Raw genomic sequence first — 26,043 nt, forward strand, 5'->3', positions numbered from 1 at the left:
GACCGCGCAGGGTTGACAGACCGGCGATAGGACCCGGCAGACCCGAGGGTCTCCCCACGCGATCTGCCATAAAGCAGTGCAGTTAAAACTGCATGCGAGCACGTGCCTGCAAAAAACGTCCGCCGTTTTTCGCATGCACCTAGCGGCGCAATCGCGCCTATCGGAACGGGCTGTCAAACCCGGTCGCGGGATTTACCGCGACCGGCGAAGGATAGGGAGGTGGGGCGGAGAGGGCAAGAGGATGTTTGTTAGTCTGGTATCAGCTCACATTCACCACTTTCAATTTGCGCTAGGAATTTTTTAAATTTACCGGATTCAATTTTCCCATCTGCGTACTTGACTCTAACTATGGCGTTTCTACCAATCTTCTTTGATGCAATTAATTGAGTTGAGGGTGGAGTTTCGTATCTGCGATAGAAGTCCTCATGAACAAGTTTTCTCAGTTCGCTATCAAAAAAGTCACCGAAGTCATCAGGGAAGTAAGGGAGGGAGAATTTATTTGCCTCTAAGATGACTGGGAGGAATTTTATAAGACTTTCGTCTATCGGATAATTTTTCTCGTAAAAAGCCCCGGATCTAACTCGCAGGTAGATTAAAACAAGAGCGCCAAATTTAGCGGTGTCTTCGTCTAGGATGTTGTTTTGTAGTGAGCGCTTAAATGCGCGATCTGCGTGATCTAAGATGCTGTGACATTTTTCATAGTCTTCTCCGGCCAAGGGGATTGAGATTATTTGAAATATTGGCCTGAAATCTACGCCCGAAAGTACATAGCTGTCTTGGCTTAAGAGCTCTTGGTAAGCCGCTGTTACTGAGTTTGGTTCTTCGTCTACTTCGAGTAGCAAACTTAGTGATAAAAGATTTTTTAGTTCTTCTTCTGGTGCTTGGTTTGTATACGGGAGGGCGAGTTTTGTGATCAATGGGATAAATATAAATTGCTCTCTTGATATTAATTCGAGCAAGACTTTTAGTATTAGGTTCCAGGCATTAACAGGCTGTCTTGGCTCTCCGCTGTCAATATACGACAAAAGCCGGCTCGCCTCTGTGCTTTCATTTGCGAGCACTAGATTTGCTATAAGGTCGGCGCATTCATTTTCGCTGAAATATAATGAATTCAGTAGTTCGTTTTTTGATAGTGCTAGGCGAGACGATATATATAAACTGCTGCACTTCTTATATAGTTCGTTTTTGGCTTCTAGGTTTGGTTCTAGATTCGCTCTGGCTAGGGTTAGTGTGCATTTTACATTTTCTGATGCTATTGCGAGCGCTTCCTCAATGTGGGCTATGCCGAGGTCGATGTTTCCGAGTTCGCCGTAATATCTACTTAGTTGGTAGTTGGCTGTATAGAGAATGTTTCTTGCGAGAGTGGGTTTTCCACTCTTTTGAAGTTCGTCCTCTGCGCTAATTGCTTTCAGAATTAGCTCTGGAATTTCCGAGTGATCCTCAAGATCGGAGAGCCTTTCCTTCGTTGACATTAAGGCGCTGGCAAGGTTGATGCAGGCTTCGGAATAAAAACTGCTGTGATATTTCTCGTCTACTGGATAGGCGATTTTTCTAAACTGAGCAATCGACTCATTAACTCTGTCTGAAAATAGGAGGCATATGCCGCTCCAGTAAGATTTGAAGTCTATCAACGATTGGTTTGGATTGTCTCCTAGCTCGCAGCTTTCAAATACCTCAAGTGCAGATTTAAAGTCTTCGAGTTGAGTGAAGCAAAAGCCAATGTTGAGTTTTGCAGTGATGATGCTATCGGGTTTTTCAGATTCAGCTAATAACTCTTGATAAAGAGAGATGGCTTCTTGGTACTCATTGGAGTGGAGTTTATTGGCCGCCCGTTCTTCCAAGGTTAAGGTTTGGCGTTCTATATCCGTTATCCATTTCTCAGATAGAGACTCACTCATTATTTTGTTTTTGAAAGCAACGGAGCCATCTTTCTTCTTGGGGGTGCTAATGCCCGCGAGATAGAGTTTGTCTTTTATTTTGTCAGATAGTGAAGCGCTTTTCCCGTAATGTATGGTCATGACGGCACTTCTAATTTCTCGATCAATTTCGACTCTTGCTCTTATATGGTCGAAAGGGGGTAGGTCAAAATTAGTAAGGTACAGAGTTCGTACGTGCGAATCTATAGAATCTATATTCGGGCGCGGGTTGTCAGCTAAGTCACTTTCAATTGCAGAACATATATCCCACGTTGCTCTAGGGCTTCCAGAAGTCCAGTGGTAAACCCTTTCAATTATGTCGTCATTTAGAGGGAGGGAGCATTGATCAAGAAAGCGCTTGGTCTCTAGTAGAGTGAAGTCGTTGAGGTAAATTTTTTCCCCTATATTGAAGGGGGATATAGCCTTGTTTTTTATTAGGTCTGCCGGGTCTGCTACGCCAGAAAGAATATAAGTTAGTCTTTCGAATTGTGGGAAATTAGTTCTCCCGGAAAAATAGATGCTTCTAATTAGGGAGAATACATTGTCTGAGTAGTTGACTTTGGTTAAGGCGTCAATTTCGTCCAGGCAAATAATTAGTTTTCCAGGTAGAGTGTTTAATACTTCTCTTAGCTCTAGCTCGTGTTCTTTGTGTGGCTGTAGATCTTCGGATTTCGATCTTGATGCTTGGATTCGCTCTTTAGTGCTATTTAGTAGTGGTGTTTTGCTTATTAGTATTATGTCGATGATGTTGCGGAAAAAGGAGCGGAGGTCTGAGAAAGAGTTTGAGACGTCTAAATAGCAAAAGCAGTTATCGTTCGAGTCAAAATCTCTCTTTGCGTTAAGTAGAAGGTTTGTTTTTCCCATTTGCCTAGATACAAGAACATATCCTGGGCGCCCCATGTCTTCAACTATCTGCCGCAGTTGCCTATCTGCTTCTCGAGTGACGTAGAGCTCTTTTGGCACAATTGCATATGGTTTGATTTTTTTTTGCATTATTGTGCGCCCTTAGAGCTGGAGGCCATGTGCTGACATCGTTAGCAGATCTTCATTGCTCATATTTGGTTTCAGTAGCTTTGTTCTTAAAAAGGTTTTCAAGAAGCGTGGTGAGCCATGTGCTAGTTGAGCAAGGTTTTCGGGGAGGTCTTCCGGGTGTAGCGATTCAAGATTGTCAGTAATTAGTCTTGTAAGACTTTGAAGTTCGCTTTCGGACCAAGTGCGGCACTCAATAACCCTGAGGTAGTTGTTGAGTTTTGATAAATTTCGGCAGTTTTTGAAGTCTGGCTTTCCTAGGGATGAGATAATGAATCGAAAATTATTTGCTTGTGATAACTGTTTTACAGAGGTAAGAAGATCTTCGATTAATAGCGAAAGTTGGGTTTCTGCTGATGCTTCGTTTGAAGTGCTTGGAACTTCATCAATATAAATGTAAAGGGATTTCTGTGCGTTTATGGATTCCGAGATCATTCGAACTAAGTTGTTAAATGTTCGTTCCGGAATTTTCTCGTAATCATTGTTGGAAATGTGTATTGTTTCAATCATTTCTGTCAGGAAAGCTTGTCTGAAATCCCCTGTCAAACATTGGGAAAAACACATCTCAATCGACTCTCCTGCGTCTTTGGCAAGTAGGCGTTTGATCATCGATGTTTTGCCAGATCCCGAGGGGCCAAATAACCAAAAGCTAGTCAGTGAGAGGTTGAGAGATATTTCATTGTCTATGTCGCGAGTCAAATAGAACGGCTCGCAGTTTATGTCGTAAATATCGAATAATGGGCCGTGTTTCGTCAGCTCGTCGTTTTTAGGAGTGGGAGGTGTTGAGTGTTCAGGAAAGCCGGCTTTGGGGAAGAAAATGTTATTCAGAAAGTCTACGAGAAATATATGGCTGCCGTGATTTATGCTGGTTGGCTTGACGATTGTTGAGTGATTCGTCTTTGGTATGATTTTTGTGTTTGGGAAGTATCTAGAGGCAGAGCTGTGCAGAACAATTGGTTCGAATCCGGGCAGCCAGCGCATATGAAAGAATCCAACGTGCTCAACGGCCTCGGCTCCAAAAAAGCTATTAAGTTCTCGCTTTTCTAAGAAGCTTTTAAAGCGCCCATCGAGATCGCTCAATATCTCACTATTCTTTTTTAATTGTTTGCCTGTTCGGTTTTTGTAAAAAGAAGCTAGCTTTGAAAGTCGGTCAGCATAATCGGAGCCGATTGAAGGTGATGCTAATAGCGCTAATCCTATTTTGTGGCCTGCAAAATACTCTCTATAGCTTTCTAACATGTACCGTACGACAATGCCGCCAAGGCTATGGCATACAAATATAATTTTATCTAGCTCTATTGGTGCGCGCTTCCCGCATGATGATTTGCGGCGCAAAGAGTCAAATAATTCGTTGGCGCACTCTCTTATTCCGTAGCTTCCTGAGTCGACATCTGTGAAGTATCCGCCTAGAAAGATGGATATTTCAGGTATGCGGCTGTCTGTTTTTAATATGTCAGGCCAAAAGATTTTATTCTTAGGGTTCATCCAGCAGCTATTGGTGCTTGAAAAGAAACCGTGTACGAAAATTACTCCAGTATCACAGTGTTCATTATATTGATGCCAGGTGTTGTTGTCGGGCATATATGCGTCTTATATATTTGGATTTTTAACCGTTGTCGGCACTAATGACTATCAACGACTGAGCGTAGATTTTTATTCACCAGATGAGGTTGCCTGCGGCTGCGGCACGCCATTCCGTTCATGCCGGTACACGCTCACCGTTTCGTACACCACCTTGCGCAGGCGGTTGATGCCGCCGATGGGGCGGTGTTCGGGGAGGGCGTGCCAGGGGTTGAAGGAGAGGTTGTCGCAGAATTCGTTCTGCTCGCGGCTATCGAAGTCCTGCGCGGGCACCTTGATGGTGGCGACGGTCTTGAAGGGGGAGACCTTCTCGCTCCAGGCCACGCTGGTGTCTTCGATGGGCATGTAGTACTGCGGGTTCTGCACCTGCACCTGGAGGGCGAAGCAGGCCGGTACGCGGTCCAGCGAGAGTTGCTGGTACAGGGCGTTGCGCAGGAAGTTGGGCAGGTCGGTGTTCTGCTTGGGCAGCGTGTACTGGGGGCAGGATTGCGGGTCGGGGATGACGCGGTACTTGATGTTGGCCTGGCCGAGCTTGTACGGCGAGACGGAGCTGTAGACGGTGTCGGTGGGGCTGGCCGGCGCCGGCGCGAGGGTTTGCAGGGCGATCAGCATGTGGCGGATTTCCCAGGTGCGCGGGTCGAGGCTGGGGAAGAAGGCGCCGACCTTCTGGCCGTTGGCCTGGGCTTCGAAGTTGCTGCGGTATTCGGCCACGTCGCGGATGAAGAAGACGTCGTGGTTGAACATCACGAAGTCCTGCTCGGTGGCGTGGTCCGGGGCGTTCATGAGCTTCTGGCCGGGCACGTCGAGCAGCTTGATGGCCATGCCGCGGGCGTCGCGGGCGCTGTCGAACTGCGGGTAGGCGTTGCCGTTGGAGAGGCGCATCCAGGCTTGCCAGGTCTTGCCCGGTTCGGCGAGCACGCCGGCGCGCAGGTCGCTGGCCAGGTCCTGGGCGACCGTGACTTCGGCCTTCACGCAGCCGTGGGCCTTGGCGTGGGCGTCGCGCATGACGCGGGTGTTGTCGCGGTGCTGTTCGACCACGCGCACGGCTGATTCCATGATCGCCTTGGCGTCGCTGGCTTCGTTCGGCGGGATCTGTTCGTCGGCGGAGACGGGGCCGGAGAACTTCCAGCCGTAGTAGAGCGAGCCGATGCCCCAGCCGAGCAGGCCGACGACCAGGAGGATGAGGAGGAGCTTGCCGAGGAGGCGGCCGAGCCAGAGCCAGAAGCGCTTGAGCATGGGAGCTTGAGTCCTTGTTGTTCGTTCCCAGGCCCTCCCGTGGCGGGGAGGGGTTTTACAGCGGTCTATCAGCCTTCGCAGGCGGGGCCGGGCGTCCAGGGTTTGGGCGCGACGGGGCTGAGCTTTTCCTCCAGGGGCTGGTTGCCCATGACTTTGAGGTATTCGATCAGCGCGAGGCGTTCGTCCGGCGAGAGGGCGCGGCCGATCACGCCGTTCTGGCGGCAGCCGTCGCGGAATTCATGGCCCTGGTTGCCGTTGCCGGTGACCGAGGTCTTGAACAGGAAGCCGCCCGGGAACTTGTCGTGCTGGAAGCCGGCGAACTGCGGGTCGTACTCGAAGTTGCCGACGTAGAACTCCTTGGCGCGTTCGGGCACGGGGGAGAGCAGCTGGAAGATCGTAGGCACCGAGCCGTTGTGCAGGAAGGGCGGGGTGGCCCAGATGCCGTCCAGCGGGCGGGCCTTGTAGGCGCGCAGTTCGCGCACGCCGATCTTCAGGCCGTAGCCGTCCATCTGCTTGCGTTCCTCGCCGCTGATGCCGGCTTCCTGGTAGGCGCGGTCTTCGACGAAGGCGGTGAGGTAGGCCAGGCCCTTGGCGCTGGAGATCTTGCTGAAGTCGAGGTCTTTCAGCGGCGGTTTGCTGAACAGTTCGACGTCGAGCTTGGAGAGCTGTTCCTTGGTCCAGCTGAGCTTGGTGATGTCGAAGCGGTGGTCGGCGATGTTGTCGGCGGTGGTGGGGTCGGTGCCGATCTTGTCGGTGGCGACCATGCGCATCTTCCATTCCGGGTCGCGGTCGGGAGCGAGGCGCTTGTCCACCGGTTGCGGGTTGGGGGCGTGGCAGTAGGCGCAGTTCTCGGCGAACAGGGCGCGGCCCTGGCTGGCGCGGGGCAGGTCGATCTTGCCGAAGACCTCTTCCGGCCAGGTCGGCGGCTTCAGGGTCTTGAGGGTTTCTTCCAGGGTGTGCAGGTCGCGCACGCGCACGCTGGAGGCGTAGCGCTGGTCCAGCGGCACCGGCTGGCCGTTTTCCTGGTGCAGGGTGAGGCTGGCGCCCACGCCGAGGGATTCGCCGATGTTGCGTGCCATGGGCTGCATGGCGGAGCCGTTCCACTGCACCCAGTCGAACTTCCAGATGTCCCACAGCTGCGGGTAGCTCACCGGGGCGTTGGCGATGCGGTAGTTGGCCGGGTCGATGGCGTCGCCGAACACGCTGTTGGCGATGCGGCCGAAGGCGTCGGTACGGCCAAAGCCTTCCTCGGTGGGGTAGAGGCCGCGGTGGGTGTCGTTCCAGGCGGTGCCGAGCAGGCGGTCGAGCACATCCTTGAAGTCGCTGCGCAGTTCGTCCTTGCCCTTGGGGTATTCCTCGCCGAGTACCGTCTTGGCGAAGCGGTTGAACTTGAGCGGGTTGTAGTAGGTGAAGGCCATGCTCATGCCCAGCGCCTGGCCGAAGCCGCCGCCCTTGAGGGTGGGCACGGTGGAAGCGAGGGAGTGCAGGGCGGCGCCGCCGTCGATGCGCACGGCCTGGCCCTTGTAGTGCAGCTCGCCGGTGTGGCAGGCGGCGCAGCTGATGTCGAGGTACTGCTGGCCGGTGTCGTCGTCCTCATGCCTGGCGAAACCCACGGGCAGGTTGCCGGGGTTCAGCTCGGTGGGTTTCTGCTTGGGGTCGACGAGGAAGCCGAAGCGGCCGAGGTATTCCGGGCGGGCGAACTTGTCGCTGGAGAAGGGCAGCTCGAGGGCGGTGAACCAGTCGTAGCGCAGGCCCTTAACCGTGGTGCCCTGGGGGTGTAGTAGTAGGTCTGACGCGCCTGTTCGTCCCACTGGTCGAGGTAGTGCAGCTGCTCGGGGGCTTTGTAGGTGGGCAGGTTGGGGTTGGCGACGTAATAGAGGACGACCGCCAGGCCCACGAGGACGAGCACGAGCAGAAGCACCAGGGTGCGACGCAGGATTCGCATCAGATACATCCTTGTAACCAGTGTGGAAAATCCTACGTTATGCCAATCAATAGGAATATTGGCAAGGTGCTATTACCAATGTCCTCAGATTGGGGTGTTTTGTCGGTTGCGTCATGTTTTTGCAATCCCATTTCCCACGGCCTTTTCGGCATAGACCCGCGCCATCTGACGGCGCCGCGGCTTTAAGAACTTTTCGCGATCTTTCCTATAAGAAATGGTTCCATACCCCGTCAAAGATATTGCTAGCGTTACAGTCAGGCGCGCCAAACCCTTGTTTTTAAAGAATTATTCAAAAAATTGGCGCCAAGGATGGGACATGTTGGACACCATCACTCCTAGTACCCGCCGCGTGCTGATGATCGACCCTTGTGAGGAGTGCCGACAGCTATTGCCGCGCTTGCAGGCGAGCGGTTGGACTGTGGAAAGCCGCGAATCACGACAGGCCCAGGCGGGCGGTTATGACGTAGGCCTTTTATGCCTGCGCCATGAGCACCTGGATAACCCCGAACGCATCAAGACCCTGATCAGCAGCAGCGGCACCGAGTGGATCGGCCTGCTGGGGCCCGATATCGCGCCCCAGGAGCGGGTGGAGGATTTCGCCGGCGAGTGGTTCTTCGACACCCTGGAAATCCCGGTGGATTCCACCCGGCTGCAGGGGCTGCTCGGCCGCGCGTTCGGCATCGCCCGGTTGCGCGGGTTGGGCAGCCGCCAGGGCGCCGAGCACGAGCTGCTGGGGCAGAGCCGGCCGCTGCGTGACTTGCGCAAGCAACTGACCAAGTTCGGCCCGCTGGACAAGCCGGTGCTGATCCTCGGTGAGAGCGGCACCGGCAAGGAGCTGGTGGCGCGCACGCTGCACCGTTACTCGCGGCGCGTGGGCGGCCCCTTCGTGGCCTTCAATTGCGGGCTGCTGGACGAGGCCGGTTGCAGCGCCGCGCTGTTCGGCCCCAATGGGCGCCTGCAGGCGGCGAACGGTGGCAGCCTGTTCCTCGATGCAGTGGGCGAGTTGCCCCTGGAGGTGCAGCGCACGCTGATGCACTGCCTGCGCACCCGCAAGCTGCCTCAGCCCCAAGGGCCGGCGCGAAGCCTGGACGTGCGCCTGCTGGTGGCTTCCGACCGCGACATCGAGCTGATGGCCGAGCAGGGGCGCTTCCTCCCCGAGCTTTACCAACTGCTGGCGGCGCATCAGGTGCGCCTCACGCCCCTGCGCCGGCGCCAGGGCGACATCGCGCTGCTGGCCAATTACTTCGCCGACCTCTACAGCCTGGAGTCCGGGCACAAGCCGCGGCAGTTCAGCGAAGAGGCGCTGACGGCGATGGTCCGCCACCACTGGCCGGGCAATGTGCGCGAGCTGGCCAGCCGGGTGCGGCGCGGCTATGCGCTGGCGGAGGGGGAGCAGATCGAGGCAGGGGAACTGGGCCTGCACAGCGTGCCGATGGACAGCGTGCTGATCGGCACCCTGGACGACTACAAGCGGCGGGCGGAATACCAGGCGCTGTGCGATGCGCTGGCGCGCTACGGCAACAACCTCAGCCTGGCGGCGCGGGTGCTGGGCATCTCGCGGCCGACCTTCTACCGGCTGCTGCACAAGCATCAGCTTCTATAAACAGCCGGGCTCCGTGCAGGGAGCCGAGCCCGCGCGCCGATGGGCTCTTGTAGGGTGTGCTGCGCGCACCGATCCCGCGCTCGGCCTGTCCGGCGAGCGCCGAAATGCTCCGTGCCGATCCGACCTTTGAGGCGCGCACACCCTACGGCACGCGTTCATCCTCTGGGGCTTCAATTCGAATGGTCACGACCTTTCCTCTTGGCAAGGGGGCTTGGCCAGACTTCGGGGTGTGGAAGTAGGGTGTGCTGCGCGCACCTGGGAGCCTACCGGAGGCACCGTGCGGAGGTGCGCACGGCACACCCTGCGACACGAGTTCGTCCTGCCGGGCTCTGAGGAGCAATGACTCCTGGCCAGGTCTCAAGCAAACGAAAAAGGCGCCGGGTAGGCGCCTTTTTCATGGGCATCACGCCGTCAGCTTTGCATCGCCCAGCCGCTGACATCCATGGCCGCCTGGCGCAGCGCTTCGGAGCGCGTCGGGTGCGGGTGGCAGATCAGCGCGATGTCTTCACTGGAGGCGGAGAACTCCATCGCCACGCAGTACTCGGCGATCATCTCGCTGACGCTGGGGCCGACCAGGTGCACGCCCAGCACTTCGTCGGTGCGCTCGTCCGCCAATACCTTGGCGAAGCCTTCGGTCTCGTGGTTGATCTTGGCGCGGCTGTTGGCGGTGAAGGGGAACTTGCCCACCTTGTAGGCGCGGCCCTCGGCCTTCAGCTGCTCCTCGGTCTTGCCCACGGTGGCCACTTCCGGGCGGGTGTAGATGACGTTGGGGATCACCTCGTAATTCACCTCGGCCTTGTGCCCGGCGATGCGCTCGATGCAGACGATGGCTTCGTCTTCGGCCTTGTGCGCGAGCATCGGGCCGGAGGTGACGTCGCCGATCACCCAGACATTGGGCGTGGTGCTCTGGTGCTTTTCGTTGGCGAGCATGCCGCGCTTGTCGACGCTCAGGCCCACGGTTTCCAGGCCCAGGCCCTGGGTGTAGGGGCGACGGCCGATGGCCACCAGCACGTAGTCGGCCTGGATGCTTTCCGCCGCGCCGCCGGCAGCCGGCTCGACGCTGAGTTCGACGCCGTTCTTGCCGCTCTTGGCGCTGGTGACCTTGGAGGCGAGCTTGAACTTCATGCCCTGCTTGGCCAGGGCGCGTTGCAGGGTCTTGCCGGTTTCCACGTCCAGCCCAGGGCAGATGCGGTCGAGGTATTCCACCACCGTGACCTCGGCACCCAGGCGGCGCCAGACGGAGCCCAGCTCCAGGCCGATCACGCCGGCACCGATCACCACCAGGTGCTTGGGCACCTCGGGCAGGGACAGGGCGCCGGTGGAGTCGAGGATGCGCTTGTTGTCGATCTCCACGCCCGGCAGCGGGGTGGGCTCGGAGCCGGTGGCGATGACGATGTGCTTGGTCTCCAGCACCTGCTCCTTGCCGTCGGCGCCTTTCACGGCGACGCGACCCGGGCCGTCGATACGCCCCCAGCCCTTGATCCACTCGGCCTTGTGCTTGCGGAAGAGGAACTCGATGCCCTTGGTCAGGGCGCTCACGCTGTCGGCCTTCTGTTTCATCATCTGGCCGAGGTTGAGCGTGGGTTTGACCTCGATGCCGAGCAGTTCGAATTCCTTGCCGCTGGCCGCTTCATAGAGTTCGGAGGCGTGCAGTAACGCCTTGGACGGCATGCAGCCGACGTTGAGGCAGGTGCCGCCCAGGGTCTCGCGGCCCTCCACACAGGCCACCTTCAGGCCCAGCTGGCCCGCCCGGATGGCAGCGTTGTAGCCGCCTGGGCCACCGCCGATCACAACCACGTCGTATTGGCTCATGAAATTTCCTTCTGTCTCGATTGATGGCTATCAACCCAGCAAGCGTAGTGGAGCTTCACGGCGCGTCCATCGGCTTTGGATGACGGCCGCAATATCCTCGCGCCTGAATGATCGGTCAAGAAAAGATCGTGTTGGTCAGGGGGGTAGGGGCGGGGAGCGCTCTGGATTGTGGGAGCGAATTCATTCGCGATCGGAGCCCGGTCGGGGCTCCGGACGGCGGCGCGGTGCACCGCTGGGCGAATGAATTCGCCCCTACAGGGTGCAAGCCGGTGGCGTGGGTGGGGCGCTGGGTCTTTCGCGAATGAATTCGCTCCCACGGGGTAGGTTGGGCTGAGGTACGAAGCCCAACGCCCAACGCAGCGGAGCCCGTCGGGGTTAAGCGATATCCATAAGGCGCAGCTGGCTTTCGAAGCGCAGCGCCTCGCCGCTGATGGGGTCGATGAAGGCCAGTTCGCGGGCCAGCAGTTGCAGGGGGCGGGCGTGGTCGTCGGGGGCGCTGGTGTCGTGCAGGTCGGGGTAGAAGCCGTCGTTGAGGATGCCGGCGCCGAGGGCGGCCATGTGCACGCGCAGCTGGTGCTTGCGGCCGGTTACCGGGTGCAGGGCGTAGCGCCACAGCTGCGGGCCGCGCTCGATCACCTCCAGGCGGGTTTCGGTGTTGGGCTCGCCGGCCACCTGCTGCATGCGGAAGAAGGGCTCGCCCGCTTCCAGGCGGGTGCGCAGGGTGCAGGGAAACTCCAGCTGCGGCAGCGGCGCGGCCACCGCCTCATAGCGCTTGTGCACACGGCGTTCGCGGAACAGCGCCTGGTAGGCGCCACGGCTGCCCGGGTCGCGGGAGAACAGCACCAGGCCGGCGGTGTGTCGGTCGATGCGATGCAAGGGCACCAGCCCGGGGATGCCCAGGCGGCGGGTGAGGCGCGCCTGCAGCGTCTGCTCGACGTATTCGCCGGCGGGCATCACCGGCAGGAAGTGCGGCTTGTCGGCCACCACCAGGCGCTCGTCCTGGTAGAGCACGCGTTCTTCGAAGGGGATCTCCCGCTCCTGCGCCACTTCGCGGTAGTAGCGGATGCACAGTCCCTGCTGGTAGGGGCGCGTGGCGTCCACCGGCTGGCCTTCGCCATCGGTGACCCGGCCACGGGCCATGCGGTCGAGCCAGGTGGCGCGGTCGATGGCCGGGAAATGCGCGCACAGGCAGTCGAGCACCGTGATCCAGGGGCCCTGGGGCAGGTGCAGCGTGCTGGGGCGCACATTGGGTTCGGTGCTCATGGCCATCTCCGGCAAAGCCTGGCGGGGCGCGCATTAGGCCGTAGCGGGGGCGGGCGGTCAAACCCCGGCGTGCTCGTTTTCCCATTGCCCGGTGGGGCTTCGGCCGGCAGCAGAAGCGGACGGCCTCACCTGTCGAGCCTTTGAAACTTCAGCCTAGGATCACGGCCACTTCAAGCCACCGGGCCCCGCCATGACCGCCTTCGACATCGCCCCTTCCGCCCCGACGCCAGCTGCCTCGCTCTCGCTGCGCGACGCCGCCTACGGGGCCATCAAGGCGCGGATCATCCGCTGCGAGTTTCGTCCCGGGGAGGTGCTCAACGAGGCCGCGCTGGCCAGCGGCCTGGGGCTGGGCCGTACGCCGGTGCACCAGGCGCTGCAACGCCTGGAGGCCGAGGGGCTGGTGTCGATCATCCCGCGCAAGGGCGTGCTGGTGACGCCGCTGTCCATCGACGAGGTGCTGGAGATGATCGAGGTGCGCCTGTGCAACGAGGTGCTCTGCGTGGGCCTGGCCATCGAGCGCGCCAGCCAGACGGAAATCGCCGCCATGGACGAGCTGCTGGCCCGCGTGCCGGCGCTGATCGTCGAGCGGGACGTGGCGGCGCTGTCCGCCCTGGACCTGCAATTCCACCTGGCCATTTCGGCGGCCGCGCGCAACCGCGTGCTGGCCGATCTGCTGCGCAGCCTGCACGAGCGCCAGGCGCGCTTCTGGTTCCTCTCGCTGGCCACGGCCGGGCACCAGGAAGCGGTGCACCAGGAGCACCGTCGCATCCTCGAGGCCTTCCGCACGCGGGATGTGGCGGCAGGGCAGCGGGCCATGCGCGATCACATCGAAGCCTTCCGCAGCACCATCGGCAGGAGCATCTGAAACCGGGGCAACGGGCCCCGGCGCCTTTTCATGCACGCAAGGAGAATGACCATGGCACTGGATTTCATCGTCGCGGGCGAGCGTCGCCTCGCCTTCGAACCCCGGGAACTGGTGATCGCCGGCTGGACCGGGCGCAACCGGGTGGCCGTCGACCGGCACATCGCCGAGCTGGAGACGCTGGGCATCCGCCCGCCCACCGAGGTGCCGTGCTTCTACCAGGTGGCGGCTTCGCTGCTGACCACCGCCGAGAGCATCCAGCTGCCCCGCGACCATTCCACCGGTGAGGTGGAGTGCGTGCTGATCGCCGCCTGGGACGGCCTCTACGTCGGCGTCGGTTCCGACCACACCGACCGCCAGGTGGAGGCGGTGGACATCACCCTGTCCAAGCAGCTCTGCGCCAAGCCGGTGAGCCGCCAGCTGTGGTCCTTCGACGAAGTGGCCGGGCATTGGGACAGCCTGGTGATGCGCTGCTGGCGCGAGCGCGAGGGCCAGCGCGAGCTGTACCAGGAGGGCGAGGCCGGCAGCATGCTCGACCCACTGGACCTGATCGAGCGGCGCAACGGCGGCATGACCCTGCCCCAGGGCAGCGTGATGTTCTGCGGCACCCTCGAGGCGCTCTTGCCCATCGCCCCGGGCGAGGCCTTCTGCGTCGAACTGCACGACCCGGTGCTGGAGCGCACCCTCAGCCACCGCTACACAGTGGAAGTGCTGGAGGTGGAGGCATGAACGGCCTCGTCACCCTGGCGGAATGGTCCGCGCGCCTGTCCAACGGGCACACCAGCAGCCGCGAGCTGACCGAAACCATGCTGGCGCGCGCCCAGGAGCACTTCGCCGGCGGCGGCCATGCCTTCATGGAACTGGACGAGGAGGGTGCCCGTGCCGCCGCCGCGTTTGCCGACCAGCGCCTGGCCCTGGGGCGGCGGGTGTCGCCGCTCGATGGCCTGCCGGTGTCGATCAAGGACCTGTTCGACATCGCCGGCCAGGTGACCCGCGCCGGTTCGCGGGTGCTGGAATGGCAGGCCCCGGCCACGGTGGATGCGCCCGCCGTGGCGCGCCTGCGCGAGGCCGGCGCCGTGCTGCTCGGGCGCACCAACATGACCGAGTTCGCCTATTCCGGCCTTGGCCTCAACCCGCACTTCGGCACGCCCCTGTCGCCCGTGGGCGAGGGGCTGATCGCCGGGGGCTCCAGCTCCGGGGCCGCCGTCAGCGTGGCGCTGGGCATGTCGGTGGTGGCGCTGGGCACCGATACCGGCGGCTCGGTGCGCATCCCGGCGGCGTTCTGCGGCATCACCGGCTTCAAGCCCACGGCGCGGCGGGTGCCCGGCGAGGGCATGGTGCCCCTGTCGCAGAGCCTGGATTCCATCGGCCCGCTGGCGCCCACGGTGGCCTGCTGCGCCCAGGTGGACGCGCTGCTGACCGGCGCGCAGCCCTGGCGCGATGCCGGCCTGCCGCTGCAGGGGCAGCGCTTCTTCGTCACCCCCGACTACGTTTTGGAAGACCTCGCGCCGGAGGTGGCGCAGGCCTTCGACTGGGCCATCGCGCGCCTGGCGGAGCAGGGCGCGGAGATCGTCGAGTTCCGCTTCCCCGAGCTGCTGCGCCTGCCGGAGATCAATGCCGGTGGCGGCTTTGCGGCGGCCGAGTCCTGGCATTGGCACCGCGAGCGCCTGCTGGCCGAAAGCGCCCGCTACGACCCGCGCGTAGCGGTACGCATCGAGCGCGGCAGCCGGCAGAGCGCCTGCGACTACCTGGAGCTGCTGCTGGAGCGCGCCGAGCTGAAGGCCCGCGCGGCGGAGGTGCTGCTGGGCGCGGATGCCTGGCTGATGCCCACGGTTTCCATCGCGCCGCCGCGCCTGGCGGAGATCACCGATGACGACGCCTTCCAGCGCATCAACGCGCGGGTGCTGGCCAACCCCGCCGTCATCAATTTCCTCGACGGCTGCGCGCTGTCCATCCCATTGCCGGAACGCCCCGGCATCGCCCTGAGCCTGTGCGGGCTCGGCGGGCAGGACGCCAACATCCTGCAACTGGGGGCCGCGGTGGAGCGCTGCCTGGGCTGACCCTTCACCTCTGCGGGCGGCCTGGCCGCCCCGGGAGCGATCGCATGTCCATTTCCGATCCGGCCCGTTCACTCCTGCGCGAGCGGGCCTACCGCAGCATCACCTGGCGCCTGGTGCCCTTCCTGGTGGCGCTGTTCATCCTCGCCTGGCTGGACCGGGTCAACGTCGGCTTCGCCAAGCTGCACATGCTCGACGACCTGGGCTTCAGTGAAGCCGTCTACGGCCTGGGCGCGGGCATCTTCTTCATCGGCTATTTCCTCTTCGAGGTGCCGAGCAACCTGCTGCTGGAACGCATCGGCGCGCGGCGCACCTTGGCGCGCATCACCATTTGCTGGGGCTGATCTCCACCGCCATGTTCCTGGTGACCACGCCGATGCAGTTCTATGCGCTGCGCTTTTTGCTCGGGGTGTTCGAGGCGGGCTTCTTCCCCGGCGTGGTGCTTTACCTCACCTACTGGTTCCCCACCGCACGGCGTGCCCGGGTCAATGGCCTGTTCATGACCAGCTTCGCCCTGGCCGGGGTGATAGGTGGGCCGCTGGCGGGGCTGATCATGACGGGCATGGCCGATGTCGGCGGGCTGGCCGGCTGGCAATGGCTGTTCATCGTCGAAGGCGTGCCCTCGGTGCTCGCCGGCCTGCTGGTGTTGCGCTACCTGCCCGAGCGCCCGGCGGACGTGCGCTGGCTGAGCGCCGCGCAGCGCGCCCTGGTGAGCGCCGAGGTGGCCGCGGACGCCGCCGCGCCGGGCAAGGCTTCGAGCCTGCGCGACGCCTTCTGCAACCCCCACGTGTGGCTGTGCGCGGCCATCTACTTCTGCCTGGTGAGCGGCAATGCCACCATCGCCTTCTGGGTGCCGACGCTGATCCGCGACCTGGGCGTGCAGCGCAGCCTGGATATCGGCCTGCTGGCCGCCTTGCCCTTCGCCGTGGGCACGGTGGCGATGGTGCTCAACGGCATCCATTCCGACCGCAGCGGCGAACGGCGCCTGCACTGCGCCGGTGCCGCCGCCCTGGCTGCAGTCGGGCTGGCGGCCTGCGCCGCATCCATGGGGCATGGCGTGGCGGCGATGCTGGCGCTGGCCCTGGCAGCGGTGGGCATCCTCGCTGCCTTCCCGGTGTTCTGGTCGCTGCCCACGCTGTTCCTCACCGGCACCGCGGCGGCCGGCGGCATCGCGGTGATCAACTCGGTCGGCAACCTCGCCGGCTTCGCCGCGCCCTACCTCATCGGCTGGGTGAAGGACCGCACCGGCGCACTGGCCGGCGGGCTCTATGGGGTGGCCGGGCTGGAGCTGCTGGCGGCGTTGCTGGTGGTGGTGTTCATCCGCAAGACGCGGCACGGCTAGGCCCTTGCATGGGAGGGCGTGCTGGTTACCCAGGGCCGAGCGGCAGGCCGCCACACGCTGTGCTCGCCCAGCATGCGCTAGGCGCTAATTGCTAAATTCAGTATTTCGAAGATTATTGGCGCTATTTTTCAATAAGACGTGTTTTTATGAAGTTATAGGGCTTTCTGAATTTTCATATAACTCTATAATTATGCGTATTAAAGGCGATTTCTGGGTTTAACACTCGATATGATGAATTTAGGTCTGGTTAAACCGGCGGAAGTGGTCGAACTGCTCTGCGTGCGTCTGCGCCAGGAGCGCCTGATCCAGGGGATGACCCAGGCCGAGGTGGCCGCCCGTGCCGGTATCGGCGTTGGCACCCTGTCCAATCTGGAGGCCGGGCGCAGCGTCGCGTTCGACAGCGTGGTTCGCGTGGCCATGGTCCTGGGGCGTCTCGAGGAGCTGGAGCTGTTGTTCATGCCGCAACTGGAAAGCCTGGATGACATCCTCCGCTATGAACAAGGCGCCCAGCGTCAGCGGGTGAAAAGGAAAGCCGGCGATGTCTAAGCGGGTCGACGTCTACTACGACGGCTGGGGCGCGCATTGGCGCTGGGGTTCGCTGGTTTCCTCGACCGCGCTCACCGGCCGCCCGTTGATTGCCTTCGAGTACAGCGAAGAGGCGCTGGACTCGGGGCTGGAGCTGTCGTCCCTGCGTCTGCCCTTGAAAGGCCCACGGCTGCGCAGGGATTTCCCCGATCACCAGCTGTCGCTGCCGGGGCCGGTCTACGACTCGCTGCCCGATGGTTGGGGCATGTTGCTGATGGACCGCCTGTTCAAGCGCCGTGGGCTCAACCCCGCCCATGTCGGCCCCCTGGAGCGCCTGACCTACATAGGCGCGCATGCCATGGGGGCGATGTCGTTCGAGCCGGCGGCAGCGGAACCGCCGCTGCCCGCCGAAGAGATTCCCCTCGAGCAGCTGGCGGCGGAGGTCCAGGAGGTGCTCGACGGCGAGGGCGGGGAGTTCCTGCAGCAGTTGATGCTCATGGGCGGCTCGCCGCACGGCGCACGGCCCAAGGTCCTGCTCTATCGCGACCCTGCGTCCGGCCGCTTCAGCACCGCGACGGCACCTGGCCTGGATGCCTGGCTGATCAAGTTCCCGGCGGCCTGGGAGCACCCCGAGGTGTGCGCCACCGAGGCGGTCTACGCGCACTGCCTGCGCGAATGCGCGATCGACACCCCGGACACCGAATACTTCCAGCTACCCAATGGGCGGGCTGCGTTCGCCAGCCGACGATTCGATCGGCAGCAGGGCATGCGCGTCCCCATGCAGAGCCTGGCCGCCTTCACCGGCGCGGACTTCCGCGCAGCCGGCGCATTGGATTACACCAGCTTCCTGCGGGCGACCCAGTTCTGCTGCAACGACGTGCGGGAGAAGGCGCGCGCCTTCGAGCGGATGGTGTTCAACGTGGTGTTCAACAACCGCGACGACCACCCGAAGAACTTCGCCTACCGCATGGCTTCCAGCGGCCAGTGGACCCTGGCCCCGGCCTACGACGTGACCTTCTGCGAAGGGCCGGGCGGCTACCACCAGATGGATGTGATGGGCGAAGCGCTGCGCATCACCCGCCAGCACCTGCTCAAGCTCGCCGTGGACGAGGCGGACCTCTCGGCGCGGGACGCCGCCGATGTCATCGCGCGGATCTGCGACGTGGCCAGTGGTTTCACCGCCTGCGCCGAGGGTCAGTTCCCTCAGGGCATCACCCGTGACACCGTGCGCACGATCCAGGCGCGCATCGACGACAACATCGCGCTGCTCGGCTGACGCGTGTACCCCGCCACGGATGTGCTAAGCCTGCATAAGGCCGGCGCAGTGACATGCCGCAAGGATTTCACCGTTCAGCGCAACGGGCAGCGGGCCGGAGCCGCGCTACAATGCGCGCCTGCGTCGGGAACGGCGAGCCGGCGGTGCGTGTCCCATGCACGCGGCCCGGGCCTTCCCAGCCACCGATTTCAGCTTCGTTTTCACTTTGTATGAGGATCGCAGTATGTCTCGCACTTCCATCACCCTTGGCCTGGCGCTCGTAGGCGCTCTGCTGGCCGGTTGCAGCTCCACCGATGCGCCGGCGGAGAAACCTGCCGCCGCTGCCACCGAGAGCCTGCCGGCCGCCGCTCCTTCGGAAGACGGCCGCTGCTCGTCCGGCCCGGTGCGCTCGCTGATCGGCAAGGCCGCCACCCCCGAATTGGTGGAGCAGGCCAAGAACGCCGCCGGTGCCAGCGACGTGCGCGTACTCAAGCCGGGCAGCGTGATGACCCTGGAATACAACTCCCGCCGCCTCAACATCGACACCGACGACACCAACCTGATCAAGGGCGTCAGCTGCGGTTGAGCTGAGCCACCTCCAGGGCCCGCGTCGCCGGGTCCTGTCCCTCCCGCTGCTGCCATAAGGCTCCGTCCACACCTGTGGTGGTGCCATCCTTCAAGGGTTACGGACTTCGCCCTCTGTGCCCGCAACGTCCCGCCCCTAGCATCTGAGCTTCATCGCTTCCCGCCCGCCTGGATCGCACCCCTGACGATTCGGCATCACCCCGCGCGGGAAACACCGCATCACCGCAATCGACAGGAGTTAGCCATGACACTGCACTTCACCGTGGCCGGTGGGGAGTCCCTCGCGTTCGACGTGCGCAGCCTGGTGGTCGCCGGCTGGACCGGGCGCGACGCCGACCAGGCCAGCGCCCAGGCCCGTACCCTGAGTGCACCGCCGCCGCAGGAGTTGCCCCGCTTCTTCGAGCTGTCTGCCGACCTGCTGAGCACCGATGAGGACTTCCAGGTGCCGGGCAACGACTCTTCCGCCGAGGTGGAGTGCGTGCTGTTCTCCACCGGCACCGCGCTCTACGTCGGCATCGGTTCCGACCATGCGGACCGCCGCGTGGAGGGCTACGACGTAGCCGTCTCCCGCCAGCTCTGCCTCAAGCCGGTGGGGCGCGAGCTGTGGCGCTTCCACGAGGTGGCGGGGCATTGGGACCAGTTGCTGCTGCGTTGCTGGCGCCATGTGGAGGGGCGGGACGAGCTGTCCCAGACCGGGCTGGTGGCGACGTTGCTGGACCCCCGCGAGCTCATCGCCCGGCGCACCGGCGATGCCAGCCTGCCGGCCGGCACGGCAATGTTCTGCGGCACCTTGCCTTTCATTGGCGAGCCGCTGCCGGGAGAAGGGTTCAGCGTCGAACTGCACGACCCCGTCCTGGGGCGCAGCCTGCGTCACAGCTACCGGGTCAAGCCCCTCGCATGAGGGGCTCAGCCCAGCTTCATCACCACCACGCCGAGGGCGATCACTGCGCACGCCAGCAAGCGGATCGGCTTCATGGGCTCCTTGAGGAACAGCCAGCCGATCAGCAACGCGAACACCACGCTGGTCTCGCGCAAGGCAGAGACCAGCGCCACCGGCGCCCGCGTCATCGCCCAGATGACGATGCTGTAGGCCAGCAGCGACATGGCGCCGCCCGCCAGGCCGCTCTTCCAGTACGGGCCCAGTTGCAGGAACACCCGCGGCCCGCGCTGCACCGCGATTACCCCGGTCATCACCCAGCCATTCACCGCGAACAGCCAGGCGGCATAGGACAGCGCATCGCCGTTGCTGCGTGCGCCCACCGCGTCGGAGAGGGTGTAGCCGGCGATGAAGGCCGCCGTCATCAGCGAGCAGAACAGCATCGAACGATTGATCCCGACCCCGGCACGCCCGCCGCGCCAGGCCATCAGCCAGATGCCGGTGACCAGGGTCAGCAGGCCGGCTAGTTCGGCGTGGCCGAGCCCGTCGTGGAGGAAGGCCAGGGACAGCAGCGCCACCATCAGCGGCGAGCTGCCCCGGGAGATGGGGTAGACCTGCCCGAGGTCGCCGTACTGGTAGGCGCGGGCGAGGAAGTGGTTGTAGCCGATGTGCAGCACGGCGGAGAGGATGATCCAGGGCCAGGCGGCGGCCACCGGGAAGGCCACGAAGGGCAGGGCGCAGAGGGAGACCAGGCCCGCGGCCATCTGGATCAGGGTGGCGGTGAGCAAGCGGTCGAGGCCGATCTTCAGCAGCGCGTTCCAGCCCGCATGCAGGGCGGCCGCCGCCATTACCACCAGAAAGACCGAGGTTTCCACGCGCGAGGTTCCTTGTACCGACGGAGCGACGGCGCCCACGAGGGGCGCCGCGAAGGAGGCGCGATAGTGACACAGCCTCTTGCTCGCTGTGAAACCGCCGTATCCTTCTTCGTAGCCCGGGCTTCAGCCCGGGAAGCTCGCCGAGAGCCTCAGTTGATCGGCAGCGCCACCGGGCGGATCGGCGCGGCATCGGCACCGCGGAGCTTCAACGAGGCGCCGATGAAGGCGAACTCGTAGACCTTGTCCCGCGAGAGGCCTTCCAGGTCCACCAGCTCCATGATGGGTGCGCCCTGCTGGGCCAGCAGGTAGGTGTGCACCGGGATGTAGTTCTCCGGCACCTCGGTGGGGAAGGTCTCGAAGCTCAGGTTGTCCGCGCCCACCACCATGGCGCCGCCTTCCTCGATGAGGAACTTCGCCGCGTCCAGGCTCAGGCCCGGCGGGTTGGTCATGTAGCGCTGGGCGTTCTCGTAGTCGCGCATGCGCCCGGTGCGGATCAGCACCACGTCGCCTTTCTCCAGGCGCACGCCCTGCTTGTTCAGGGCTTGGCGCAGGTCCAGGCGGGTGACGCGGTAGCTGTCCGGCAGCATCTCCACGCCCTTGGCGGCGGGCACGTCGATCAACACGCCACGGGCGACGATGGGGGGCAGCTTCTCGGCGCCGGTCACGTTCCAGCCCCGGTCGCCCAGGTGGTCGGCGGCGGCATAGCCGTTCCAGATCTTGCCCTCCAGGCCGAAGTGGTTGAGCGCGTCGATATGGGTGCCCATGTGGGCGTACATGGACACCGCCGAGCCGGTGTAGCTGACGTGGCGGTTCATCGCCTCGCCCACGCCCATCGGGTCGGCCAGCAGGTTGCCGTGGGGCGTGTGGGTCATCCACATCTGGTAGGGCGGGTCGCCGGCGGCCTGCCAGCTGGGCATGCCGATGAAGTACTCCACGGCCAGGTCGTAGGCCTTGCCGCCGGCTAGGCGGCCGAGGATGGCGGCGCGGGATTCGGGGGTGATCAGGTTGAGGCGGCCGATCTCGTCCTTTTCGCCCCAGGGGCTCTTGCCGACTTCCTCGGCGGCGAGGGCGCCCTGGGCCAGGGCCAGCAGCAGGGGCAGGGCGGCGAAGCGGGAAAGGGGGCGGGGCAGGTGCATGGCGGAACTCCTGGGTGGTGATGAGTGCCGCGATGGTATTTGTTGAGTCTGGCGAGATAATCTGCGCATCCGCTGAAAGACATTCAACCAAAGGGAAAATATGGACCTGCTCGTTGCCATGCGCACCTTCCGCCGCGTCGTCGAGCTCGACGGCTTCAGCAAGGCCGCCCTCGACCTGGGCCAGTCCACCGCGGCGGTGAGCAAGCAGGTGCGCCAACTGGAGGCGCGCCTGGGCAACCTGTTGCTGCTGCGCACCACGCGGCGCATGAGCCTCACCGACACCGGGCGCGCCTACTTCGCCGAATGTTGCCGCCTGCTGGACGAGCTGGAGTCCCTGGAAAGCGCCACCGCCCAGGGTGCGGGCGAGGTCAGCGGGCGCCTGCGGGTGAACGCGCCGCTGTCGTTCAGCCTCAAGGTGCTGTCGCCGCTGCTGGCGGACTTCATGGCGCTCTACCCGCAACTGAACGTGGAGCTGACCCTCGACGACCACCTGCTGGACCCGGTCTCCGAAGGCTTCGACGTCTCCTTGCGCATCCGCTCCAGCCTGACCGATTCCACGCTGATCGCCCGGCGCCTGGGGGAGGTGGAGCAGGTGATCTGCGCCTCCCCGGGCTACCTCGCCGCGCGCGGCACGCCGCAGCGGCTCGAAGACCTCTGCAGCCACGACTGCCTCGCCTACCGCCTGGCCGACAGCCCCGGCGGCTGGCGCCTGGACGGCCCCAAGGGGCGCGGCGTCGAGCTGCGCACGCGGCTCTCGGTGGACAACAGCCTGATGCTCGGCGACCTGCTGGTGGCCGGTGCCGGCATCGGTGCGCTGCCGTCCTTCATCGCCGCGCCGCTCCTGGCCAGCGGCCAGCTGCAACAGGTGCTGCCGCACCAGCAGCTGGCCCGGCGCAGCATCTACGCCCTCTACGCCAGCAACCGCCACCTGCAGCAGAAGGTGCGGGTGTTCGTCGACTTCCTCGCGGAGCGGCTGGCGGGGTGAGGCCGTTTCACAGCGCGTTGCGGTGATCGTCTTAATGTAGGTCGGGTGCAACCCGACGGCGGTGCCGATCAAGTACGCGGGTTTCACCCGCCCTACGGAGTGCGGGCCTTGATCGCAATGAGTTCGCTCCCACTGACGGCATCACCCGCCTACCACCCGAAATGTAAGTACCGGTGTTTTTGTGCGTGCGACTTGATCAAGGTCAGGGTGGGCCTTCGACGCAGAGTGCCCAATAGAAAGGATTTCAGAAGACTCTTGCGGAGGAATCAGAAGATGTCCTCAGACACCCACCCAGTGCCGCATTCGGGCGCACTTGATGCCCGCAGCGCAGTAAACGGCCTCGACAGCAGGATGCTGAGCCTATGAGCAGTTACGAGAAACACGGCAATCCGGGCCTGGATGCCGTCATGAAGGTGATCGGCGGCAAATGGAAGGCGCAGATCCTCTACAGCCTCGGCGACCAGACGCGTCGCTTCGGCGAGCTGCGTCGGCAGATCGGCGGCATCAGCGAGAAGATGCTGGTGCTGCAGCTGCGCGAGCTGGAGCTGGAAGGCCTGGTGCTGCGCCGCGACTACCAGCAGGTGCCGCCCCGGGTGGAATACCGCATCACCCCGTTGGGCGCCTCGCTGGTGGACGCGCTGAAGGTGCTCGACGACTGGGGCCAGCGCCACGGCGGCCAGATCGGCATGCCGCCCCGGGTGATGGGGGACGAGTAGCGGCACGCGGGTTTCACCCGCCCCACGGAGCGGCGCCGGTCGGGGTTGGGCATTGGATGTAGGTCGGGTGCAACCCGACACGCTTGCCGGAAGCGCGGGCTTCACCCACTCCACGGAGCTTTGCCGGGTGGAGGTCGCTTTTTACCTCCACCAGCGGTGCCGCGCCGTGCTGCGAATGGTGGACGGGTGAAGCGTCGTCCACCCTACCGAACCGTCACTCCCAGTCAGCACAGACGCATCCCGGGATGTGGAGGTCGTTTTTTACCTCCACCAGGCGAGGTTGCAGGACTGCACCGACGGTACTGCCGGCTACTCCCATCGCGAATGAATTCGCTCCCACAGGTTGAGCGTCGGATGTAGGTCGGGTGCAACCCGACGTGGTTACCCCTGAATGCAAACGGCCCCGCATGTGCGGGGCCGTCGTTCATCCGTCGTCTGTGTCAGATGCGGAAGCTGCCTACCAGGTGCTTCAGGCGTTCGGCCTGTTGCTCCAGGTCGGCGCAGGCGCGCAGGGTGGCCTGGAGGTTTTCCACGCCTTCCTGGTTGAGGGTGTTGATCTCGGTGATGTCCATGTTCAGGGCTTCGACCACCGAGGTCTGCTCCTCGGTGGCGGTGGCGACGGACTGGTTCATGCCGTCGATCTCGCCGATGCGCTGGGTCACGCTGGAGAGGCGCTCGCCGGCCAGGTTGGCGATTTCCACGCTCTGCTGGCTGTAGCGCTGGCTCTCGGTCATGGTGCCCACCGCTTCACGGGAGCCGACCTGCAGCTCTTCGATCATCTTGTGGATTTCCTGCGCCGACTCCTGGGTACGGTGGGCCAGGTTGCGCACCTCGTCGGCGACTACGGCGAAGCCACGACCGGCTTCACCGGCACGGGCGGCTTCGATGGCGGCGTTGAGCGCCAGCAGGTTGGTCTGCTCGGAGATGCCTTTGATCACGTCGAGGATCTGGCCGATGTTCACCGTCTTGCCGGCCAGGGTTTCGATCTGGTTGCTGGACGCGCTGATCTTGGTGGACAGCTCGTGCATGGCGGTCAGCGTCTTGCCCACCACCTGCTTGCCTTCCTCGGCCAGCTCGCGGGCGTCGGAGGCCTGGTGCGAGGCATCGGCGGCGTTGCGGGCGATCTCCTGGGCGGCGGCGCCCAGCTCGTTGATCGCGGCGGCGACGCTGTTGGTGCGCTGGGCCTGCTCGTCGGAGTTGTGCATCGAGGAGTTGGAGGCGTTGACCACCAGCTTGGCCACTTCGTTGACCTGGATGGTGGCCGAGGACACCTCGCGGATCGACGCGTGAATGCGTGACACGAAGCGGTTGAAGGCCTGGGCCAGTTCGCCGAACTCGTCCTGGGAATGCACGTCCAGGCGGCGGGTCAGGTCGCCTTCGCCCTCGGCGATATCACCCATGGCGCGGCCCATCACCAGCAGCGGCTGCATCAGCACGCGGATCAGCATGCCCAGCAGGAAGAAGGTCACGACCACCGCGATGAGGGTGGCGATGACGGCCGAGGTGCGGAACTCGCCGAGCATGGAGAAGGCGGCGTCCTGGTCCAGCACCAGGGCGATGTACCAGTCGGTGGACGGCACGCCCTCGATGGGGGTGAAGGAGATGAACTGGGTGCGGCCGTCCACGTCGATTTCGGAAACGCCCGGGCGGATCACCGGGACGGCGCCGGGGTAGAGGTCGCTGAGGTTCTTGAGGATGTACTGGTTCTGCGGGTGCAGCAGCACCTTGCCCTGGGCGCTGACCAGGAAGGCATGGCCATTGCCCTTGAAGTTCAGCGAGTTGATCAGGCGGGTGATGCTGTCCAGGTCCATGTCGGCACCGGCGACGCCGACGAAGCGGCCATCGACGCGCACCGGGGTGGCGATGGTGATCACCAGCTTGCCCGAGGAGGCGGCGATATAGGGCTCGGTGAGGATGGTGCCCTGGGCGGCGCTGGCAGCCTTGTACCAGCCACGCTGGCGCGGGTCGTAGTCGGACGGGCGATTGCCCGCCGGCACCGAGAACATCAGGCCGTCTTCACCCCCGAAGTAGCTGAGCTGGAAGCGCTGGCCATACACCGGCAGGCCGATGGAGCGGGCCAGTTGTTCCTTCTCGGTGCCATTGGCAGCGACCTGCTGGCCGAGGGATTCGAGCAACTGGATGCGGCCTTCGAGCCAGCTCTTGATGTTGCTGGTGGTGAGGGCGCCGAGGTCCTGCAGGGAGTTGTGCACGTCGGTGCGCAGGGTCTGGCGCTGGCGGTAATCGTTGAACAGCACGAAGCAGGCGAAGGCGGTGATCATCACCAGGGACGCTGCCAGGAGGATCTTGTGGCTGAACTTCAGGTTTTTGGGCATCGCAAGGGTATCCACGTGTTCTGGCAGCGGGTGTGCCTGTTATCGACAGCCGGGTTTTGCCAGGCTGCGGGATAGTCGTTACAGCGCGGAGTACGGGGTCGCCGTCTGGC

18 protein-coding genes and 3 pseudogenes are annotated in these 26,043 nt (G+C 62.9%); 11 read left to right on the forward strand and 10 right to left on the reverse strand.

The window, feature by feature from the left end:
* Positions 1-248 precede the first annotated feature (248 nt).
* The 4 genes and pseudogenes from PSm6_RS24755 to PSm6_RS24770 all read right to left on the reverse strand — a co-directional run bounded on the left by PSm6_RS24755 (position 249) and on the right by PSm6_RS24770 (position 7,707).
* Positions 249-2,909 (reverse strand): AAA-like domain-containing protein, encoded by a 2,661-nt coding sequence (locus tag PSm6_RS24755; RefSeq protein WP_265168504.1) that lies wholly within the window; start codon positions 2,907-2,909, stop codon positions 249-251.
* A 12-nt stretch (positions 2,910-2,921) separates the two neighbouring features.
* Positions 2,922-4,526, reverse strand: coding sequence for an AAA family ATPase (locus PSm6_RS24760; protein ID WP_265168505.1), 1,605 nt, complete (start codon positions 4,524-4,526; stop codon positions 2,922-2,924).
* Positions 4,527-4,598: 72 nt separating this feature from the next.
* Positions 4,599-5,762, reverse strand: coding sequence for a catalase family protein (locus tag PSm6_RS24765; RefSeq protein ID WP_265168506.1), 1,164 nt, complete (start codon positions 5,760-5,762; stop codon positions 4,599-4,601).
* Between the two features lie 68 nt (positions 5,763-5,830).
* A pseudogene (locus PSm6_RS24770) lies at positions 5,831-7,707 on the reverse strand (di-heme-cytochrome C peroxidase).
* 316 nt (positions 7,708-8,023) lie between these two features.
* On the opposite strand from PSm6_RS24770, the gene PSm6_RS24775 reads away from it, so the two are divergent.
* The gene (locus PSm6_RS24775) at positions 8,024-9,310 is read left to right on the forward strand and encodes a sigma-54-dependent transcriptional regulator (protein WP_031286968.1); all 1,287 of its coding nucleotides are present in this window, start codon (positions 8,024-8,026) and stop codon (positions 9,308-9,310) included.
* Positions 9,311-9,721: 411 nt separating this feature from the next.
* Here PSm6_RS24775 and lpdA read toward each other — a convergent pair whose 3' ends face one another.
* Together lpdA and PSm6_RS24785 are read right to left on the reverse strand one after the other, a co-directional pair.
* Positions 9,722-11,122: a dihydrolipoyl dehydrogenase gene (gene lpdA / locus PSm6_RS24780; protein ID WP_043245404.1), complete on the reverse strand. Its 1,401-nt coding sequence runs from the start codon at positions 11,120-11,122 to the stop codon at positions 9,722-9,724.
* A 375-nt stretch (positions 11,123-11,497) separates the two neighbouring features.
* Positions 11,498-12,385: a pseudouridine synthase gene (locus PSm6_RS24785; RefSeq protein WP_043245403.1), complete on the reverse strand. Its 888-nt coding sequence runs from the start codon at positions 12,383-12,385 to the stop codon at positions 11,498-11,500.
* 190 nt (positions 12,386-12,575) lie between these two features.
* Between PSm6_RS24785 and PSm6_RS24790 the strand changes: the two genes are divergently transcribed.
* The 8 genes and pseudogenes from PSm6_RS24790 to PSm6_RS24825 all read left to right on the forward strand — a co-directional run bounded on the left by PSm6_RS24790 (position 12,576) and on the right by PSm6_RS24825 (position 19,912).
* The gene (locus PSm6_RS24790) at positions 12,576-13,250 is read left to right on the forward strand and encodes a GntR family transcriptional regulator (protein ID WP_043245401.1); all 675 of its coding nucleotides are present in this window, start codon (positions 12,576-12,578) and stop codon (positions 13,248-13,250) included.
* A 51-nt stretch (positions 13,251-13,301) separates the two neighbouring features.
* Entirely contained in the window at positions 13,302-13,976 is a 675-nt protein-coding gene (locus PSm6_RS24795; protein WP_021217270.1) for a DUF2848 domain-containing protein, read from the forward strand.
* Positions 13,973-15,307, forward strand: a complete 1,335-nt coding sequence (locus tag PSm6_RS24800; RefSeq protein WP_043245398.1) for an amidase — start codon at positions 13,973-13,975, stop codon at positions 15,305-15,307. The genes PSm6_RS24795 and PSm6_RS24800 overlap by 4 nt, the downstream gene beginning before the upstream one ends.
* Before the next feature lie 44 nt (positions 15,308-15,351).
* Positions 15,352-16,646, forward strand: a pseudogene (locus tag PSm6_RS24805) (MFS transporter).
* A gap of 228 nt (positions 16,647-16,874) precedes the next feature.
* Complete coding sequence (locus PSm6_RS24810) at positions 16,875-17,192, forward strand: helix-turn-helix domain-containing protein (RefSeq protein WP_265168507.1); 318 nt, start codon at positions 16,875-16,877, stop codon at positions 17,190-17,192.
* Positions 17,185-18,447, forward strand: coding sequence for a type II toxin-antitoxin system HipA family toxin (locus tag PSm6_RS24815; protein ID WP_043245396.1), 1,263 nt, complete (start codon positions 17,185-17,187; stop codon positions 18,445-18,447). Before PSm6_RS24810 ends, PSm6_RS24815 begins: the two co-directional genes overlap by 8 nt.
* 223 nt (positions 18,448-18,670) lie before the next feature.
* A complete protein-coding gene (locus PSm6_RS24820; protein ID WP_021217265.1) occupies positions 18,671-19,012 on the forward strand; it encodes an I78 family peptidase inhibitor in 342 nt (113 codons plus the stop codon).
* Positions 19,013-19,255: 243 nt separating this feature from the next.
* Positions 19,256-19,912, forward strand: a complete 657-nt coding sequence (locus PSm6_RS24825) for a DUF2848 family protein (RefSeq protein WP_021217264.1) — start codon at positions 19,256-19,258, stop codon at positions 19,910-19,912.
* A 5-nt stretch (positions 19,913-19,917) separates the two neighbouring features.
* Here the strand turns inward: PSm6_RS24825 and PSm6_RS24830 are convergent, their stop codons facing one another.
* Both PSm6_RS24830 and PSm6_RS24835 read right to left on the reverse strand, forming a co-directional pair.
* Positions 19,918-20,763, reverse strand: a complete 846-nt coding sequence (locus PSm6_RS24830; protein WP_265168508.1) for an EamA family transporter — start codon at positions 20,761-20,763, stop codon at positions 19,918-19,920.
* A 149-nt stretch (positions 20,764-20,912) separates the two neighbouring features.
* Positions 20,913-21,899: a cyclase family protein gene (locus PSm6_RS24835; RefSeq protein WP_265168509.1), complete on the reverse strand. Its 987-nt coding sequence runs from the start codon at positions 21,897-21,899 to the stop codon at positions 20,913-20,915.
* A gap of 100 nt (positions 21,900-21,999) precedes the next feature.
* Between PSm6_RS24835 and PSm6_RS24840 the strand changes: the two genes are divergently transcribed.
* Together PSm6_RS24840 and PSm6_RS24845 are read left to right on the forward strand one after the other, a co-directional pair.
* Entirely contained in the window at positions 22,000-22,884 is an 885-nt protein-coding gene (locus PSm6_RS24840; RefSeq protein WP_265168510.1) for a LysR family transcriptional regulator, read from the forward strand.
* A 362-nt stretch (positions 22,885-23,246) separates the two neighbouring features.
* Positions 23,247-23,600 carry a winged helix-turn-helix transcriptional regulator gene (locus PSm6_RS24845; RefSeq protein ID WP_265168511.1) on the forward strand — a complete coding sequence of 118 codons (354 nt, stop codon included), beginning with the start codon at positions 23,247-23,249 and terminating at the stop codon, positions 23,598-23,600.
* A gap of 440 nt (positions 23,601-24,040) precedes the next feature.
* Here the strand turns inward: PSm6_RS24845 and PSm6_RS30645 are convergent, their stop codons facing one another.
* Positions 24,041-24,805, reverse strand: a complete 765-nt coding sequence (locus tag PSm6_RS30645) for a methyl-accepting chemotaxis protein (RefSeq protein WP_371877155.1) — start codon at positions 24,803-24,805, stop codon at positions 24,041-24,043.
* A 93-nt stretch (positions 24,806-24,898) separates the two neighbouring features.
* Positions 24,899-25,933, reverse strand: a pseudogene (locus PSm6_RS30650) (HAMP domain-containing protein); the annotation flags it as partial.
* Positions 25,934-26,043: the final 110 nt, after the last annotated feature.

This window comes from Pseudomonas solani (genome assembly GCF_026072635.1).
Lineage (GTDB): Bacteria > Pseudomonadota > Gammaproteobacteria > Pseudomonadales > Pseudomonadaceae > Metapseudomonas > Metapseudomonas solani.

Excerpts from the sequence above, each read along its gene's own strand:
- PSm6_RS24755 (WP_265168504.1), bottom strand. The coding sequence starts at position 2,909 with ATGCAAAAAAAAATCAAACCATATGCAATTGTGCCAAAAGAGCTCTAC.
- PSm6_RS24760 (WP_265168505.1), bottom strand. The coding sequence starts at position 4,526 with ATGCCCGACAACAACACCTGGCATCAATATAATGAACACTGTGATACT.
- PSm6_RS24765 (WP_265168506.1), bottom strand. The coding sequence starts at position 5,762 with ATGCTCAAGCGCTTCTGGCTCTGGCTCGGCCGCCTCCTCGGCAAGCTC.
- PSm6_RS24775 (WP_031286968.1), top strand. The coding sequence starts at position 8,024 with ATGTTGGACACCATCACTCCTAGTACCCGCCGCGTGCTGATGATCGAC.
- lpdA (WP_043245404.1), bottom strand. The coding sequence starts at position 11,122 with ATGAGCCAATACGACGTGGTTGTGATCGGCGGTGGCCCAGGCGGCTAC.
- PSm6_RS24785 (WP_043245403.1), bottom strand. The coding sequence starts at position 12,385 with ATGAGCACCGAACCCAATGTGCGCCCCAGCACGCTGCACCTGCCCCAG.
- PSm6_RS24790 (WP_043245401.1), top strand. The coding sequence starts at position 12,576 with ATGACCGCCTTCGACATCGCCCCTTCCGCCCCGACGCCAGCTGCCTCG.
- PSm6_RS24795 (WP_021217270.1), top strand. The coding sequence starts at position 13,302 with ATGGCACTGGATTTCATCGTCGCGGGCGAGCGTCGCCTCGCCTTCGAA.
- PSm6_RS24800 (WP_043245398.1), top strand. The coding sequence starts at position 13,973 with ATGAACGGCCTCGTCACCCTGGCGGAATGGTCCGCGCGCCTGTCCAAC.
- PSm6_RS24810 (WP_265168507.1), top strand. The coding sequence starts at position 16,875 with ATGATGAATTTAGGTCTGGTTAAACCGGCGGAAGTGGTCGAACTGCTC.
- PSm6_RS24815 (WP_043245396.1), top strand. The coding sequence starts at position 17,185 with ATGTCTAAGCGGGTCGACGTCTACTACGACGGCTGGGGCGCGCATTGG.
- PSm6_RS24820 (WP_021217265.1), top strand. The coding sequence starts at position 18,671 with ATGTCTCGCACTTCCATCACCCTTGGCCTGGCGCTCGTAGGCGCTCTG.
- PSm6_RS24825 (WP_021217264.1), top strand. The coding sequence starts at position 19,256 with ATGACACTGCACTTCACCGTGGCCGGTGGGGAGTCCCTCGCGTTCGAC.
- PSm6_RS24835 (WP_265168509.1), bottom strand. The coding sequence starts at position 21,899 with ATGCACCTGCCCCGCCCCCTTTCCCGCTTCGCCGCCCTGCCCCTGCTG.
- PSm6_RS24840 (WP_265168510.1), top strand. The coding sequence starts at position 22,000 with ATGGACCTGCTCGTTGCCATGCGCACCTTCCGCCGCGTCGTCGAGCTC.
- PSm6_RS24845 (WP_265168511.1), top strand. The coding sequence starts at position 23,247 with ATGAGCAGTTACGAGAAACACGGCAATCCGGGCCTGGATGCCGTCATG.
- PSm6_RS30645 (WP_371877155.1), bottom strand. The coding sequence starts at position 24,805 with ATGCACAACTCCGACGAGCAGGCCCAGCGCACCAACAGCGTCGCCGCC.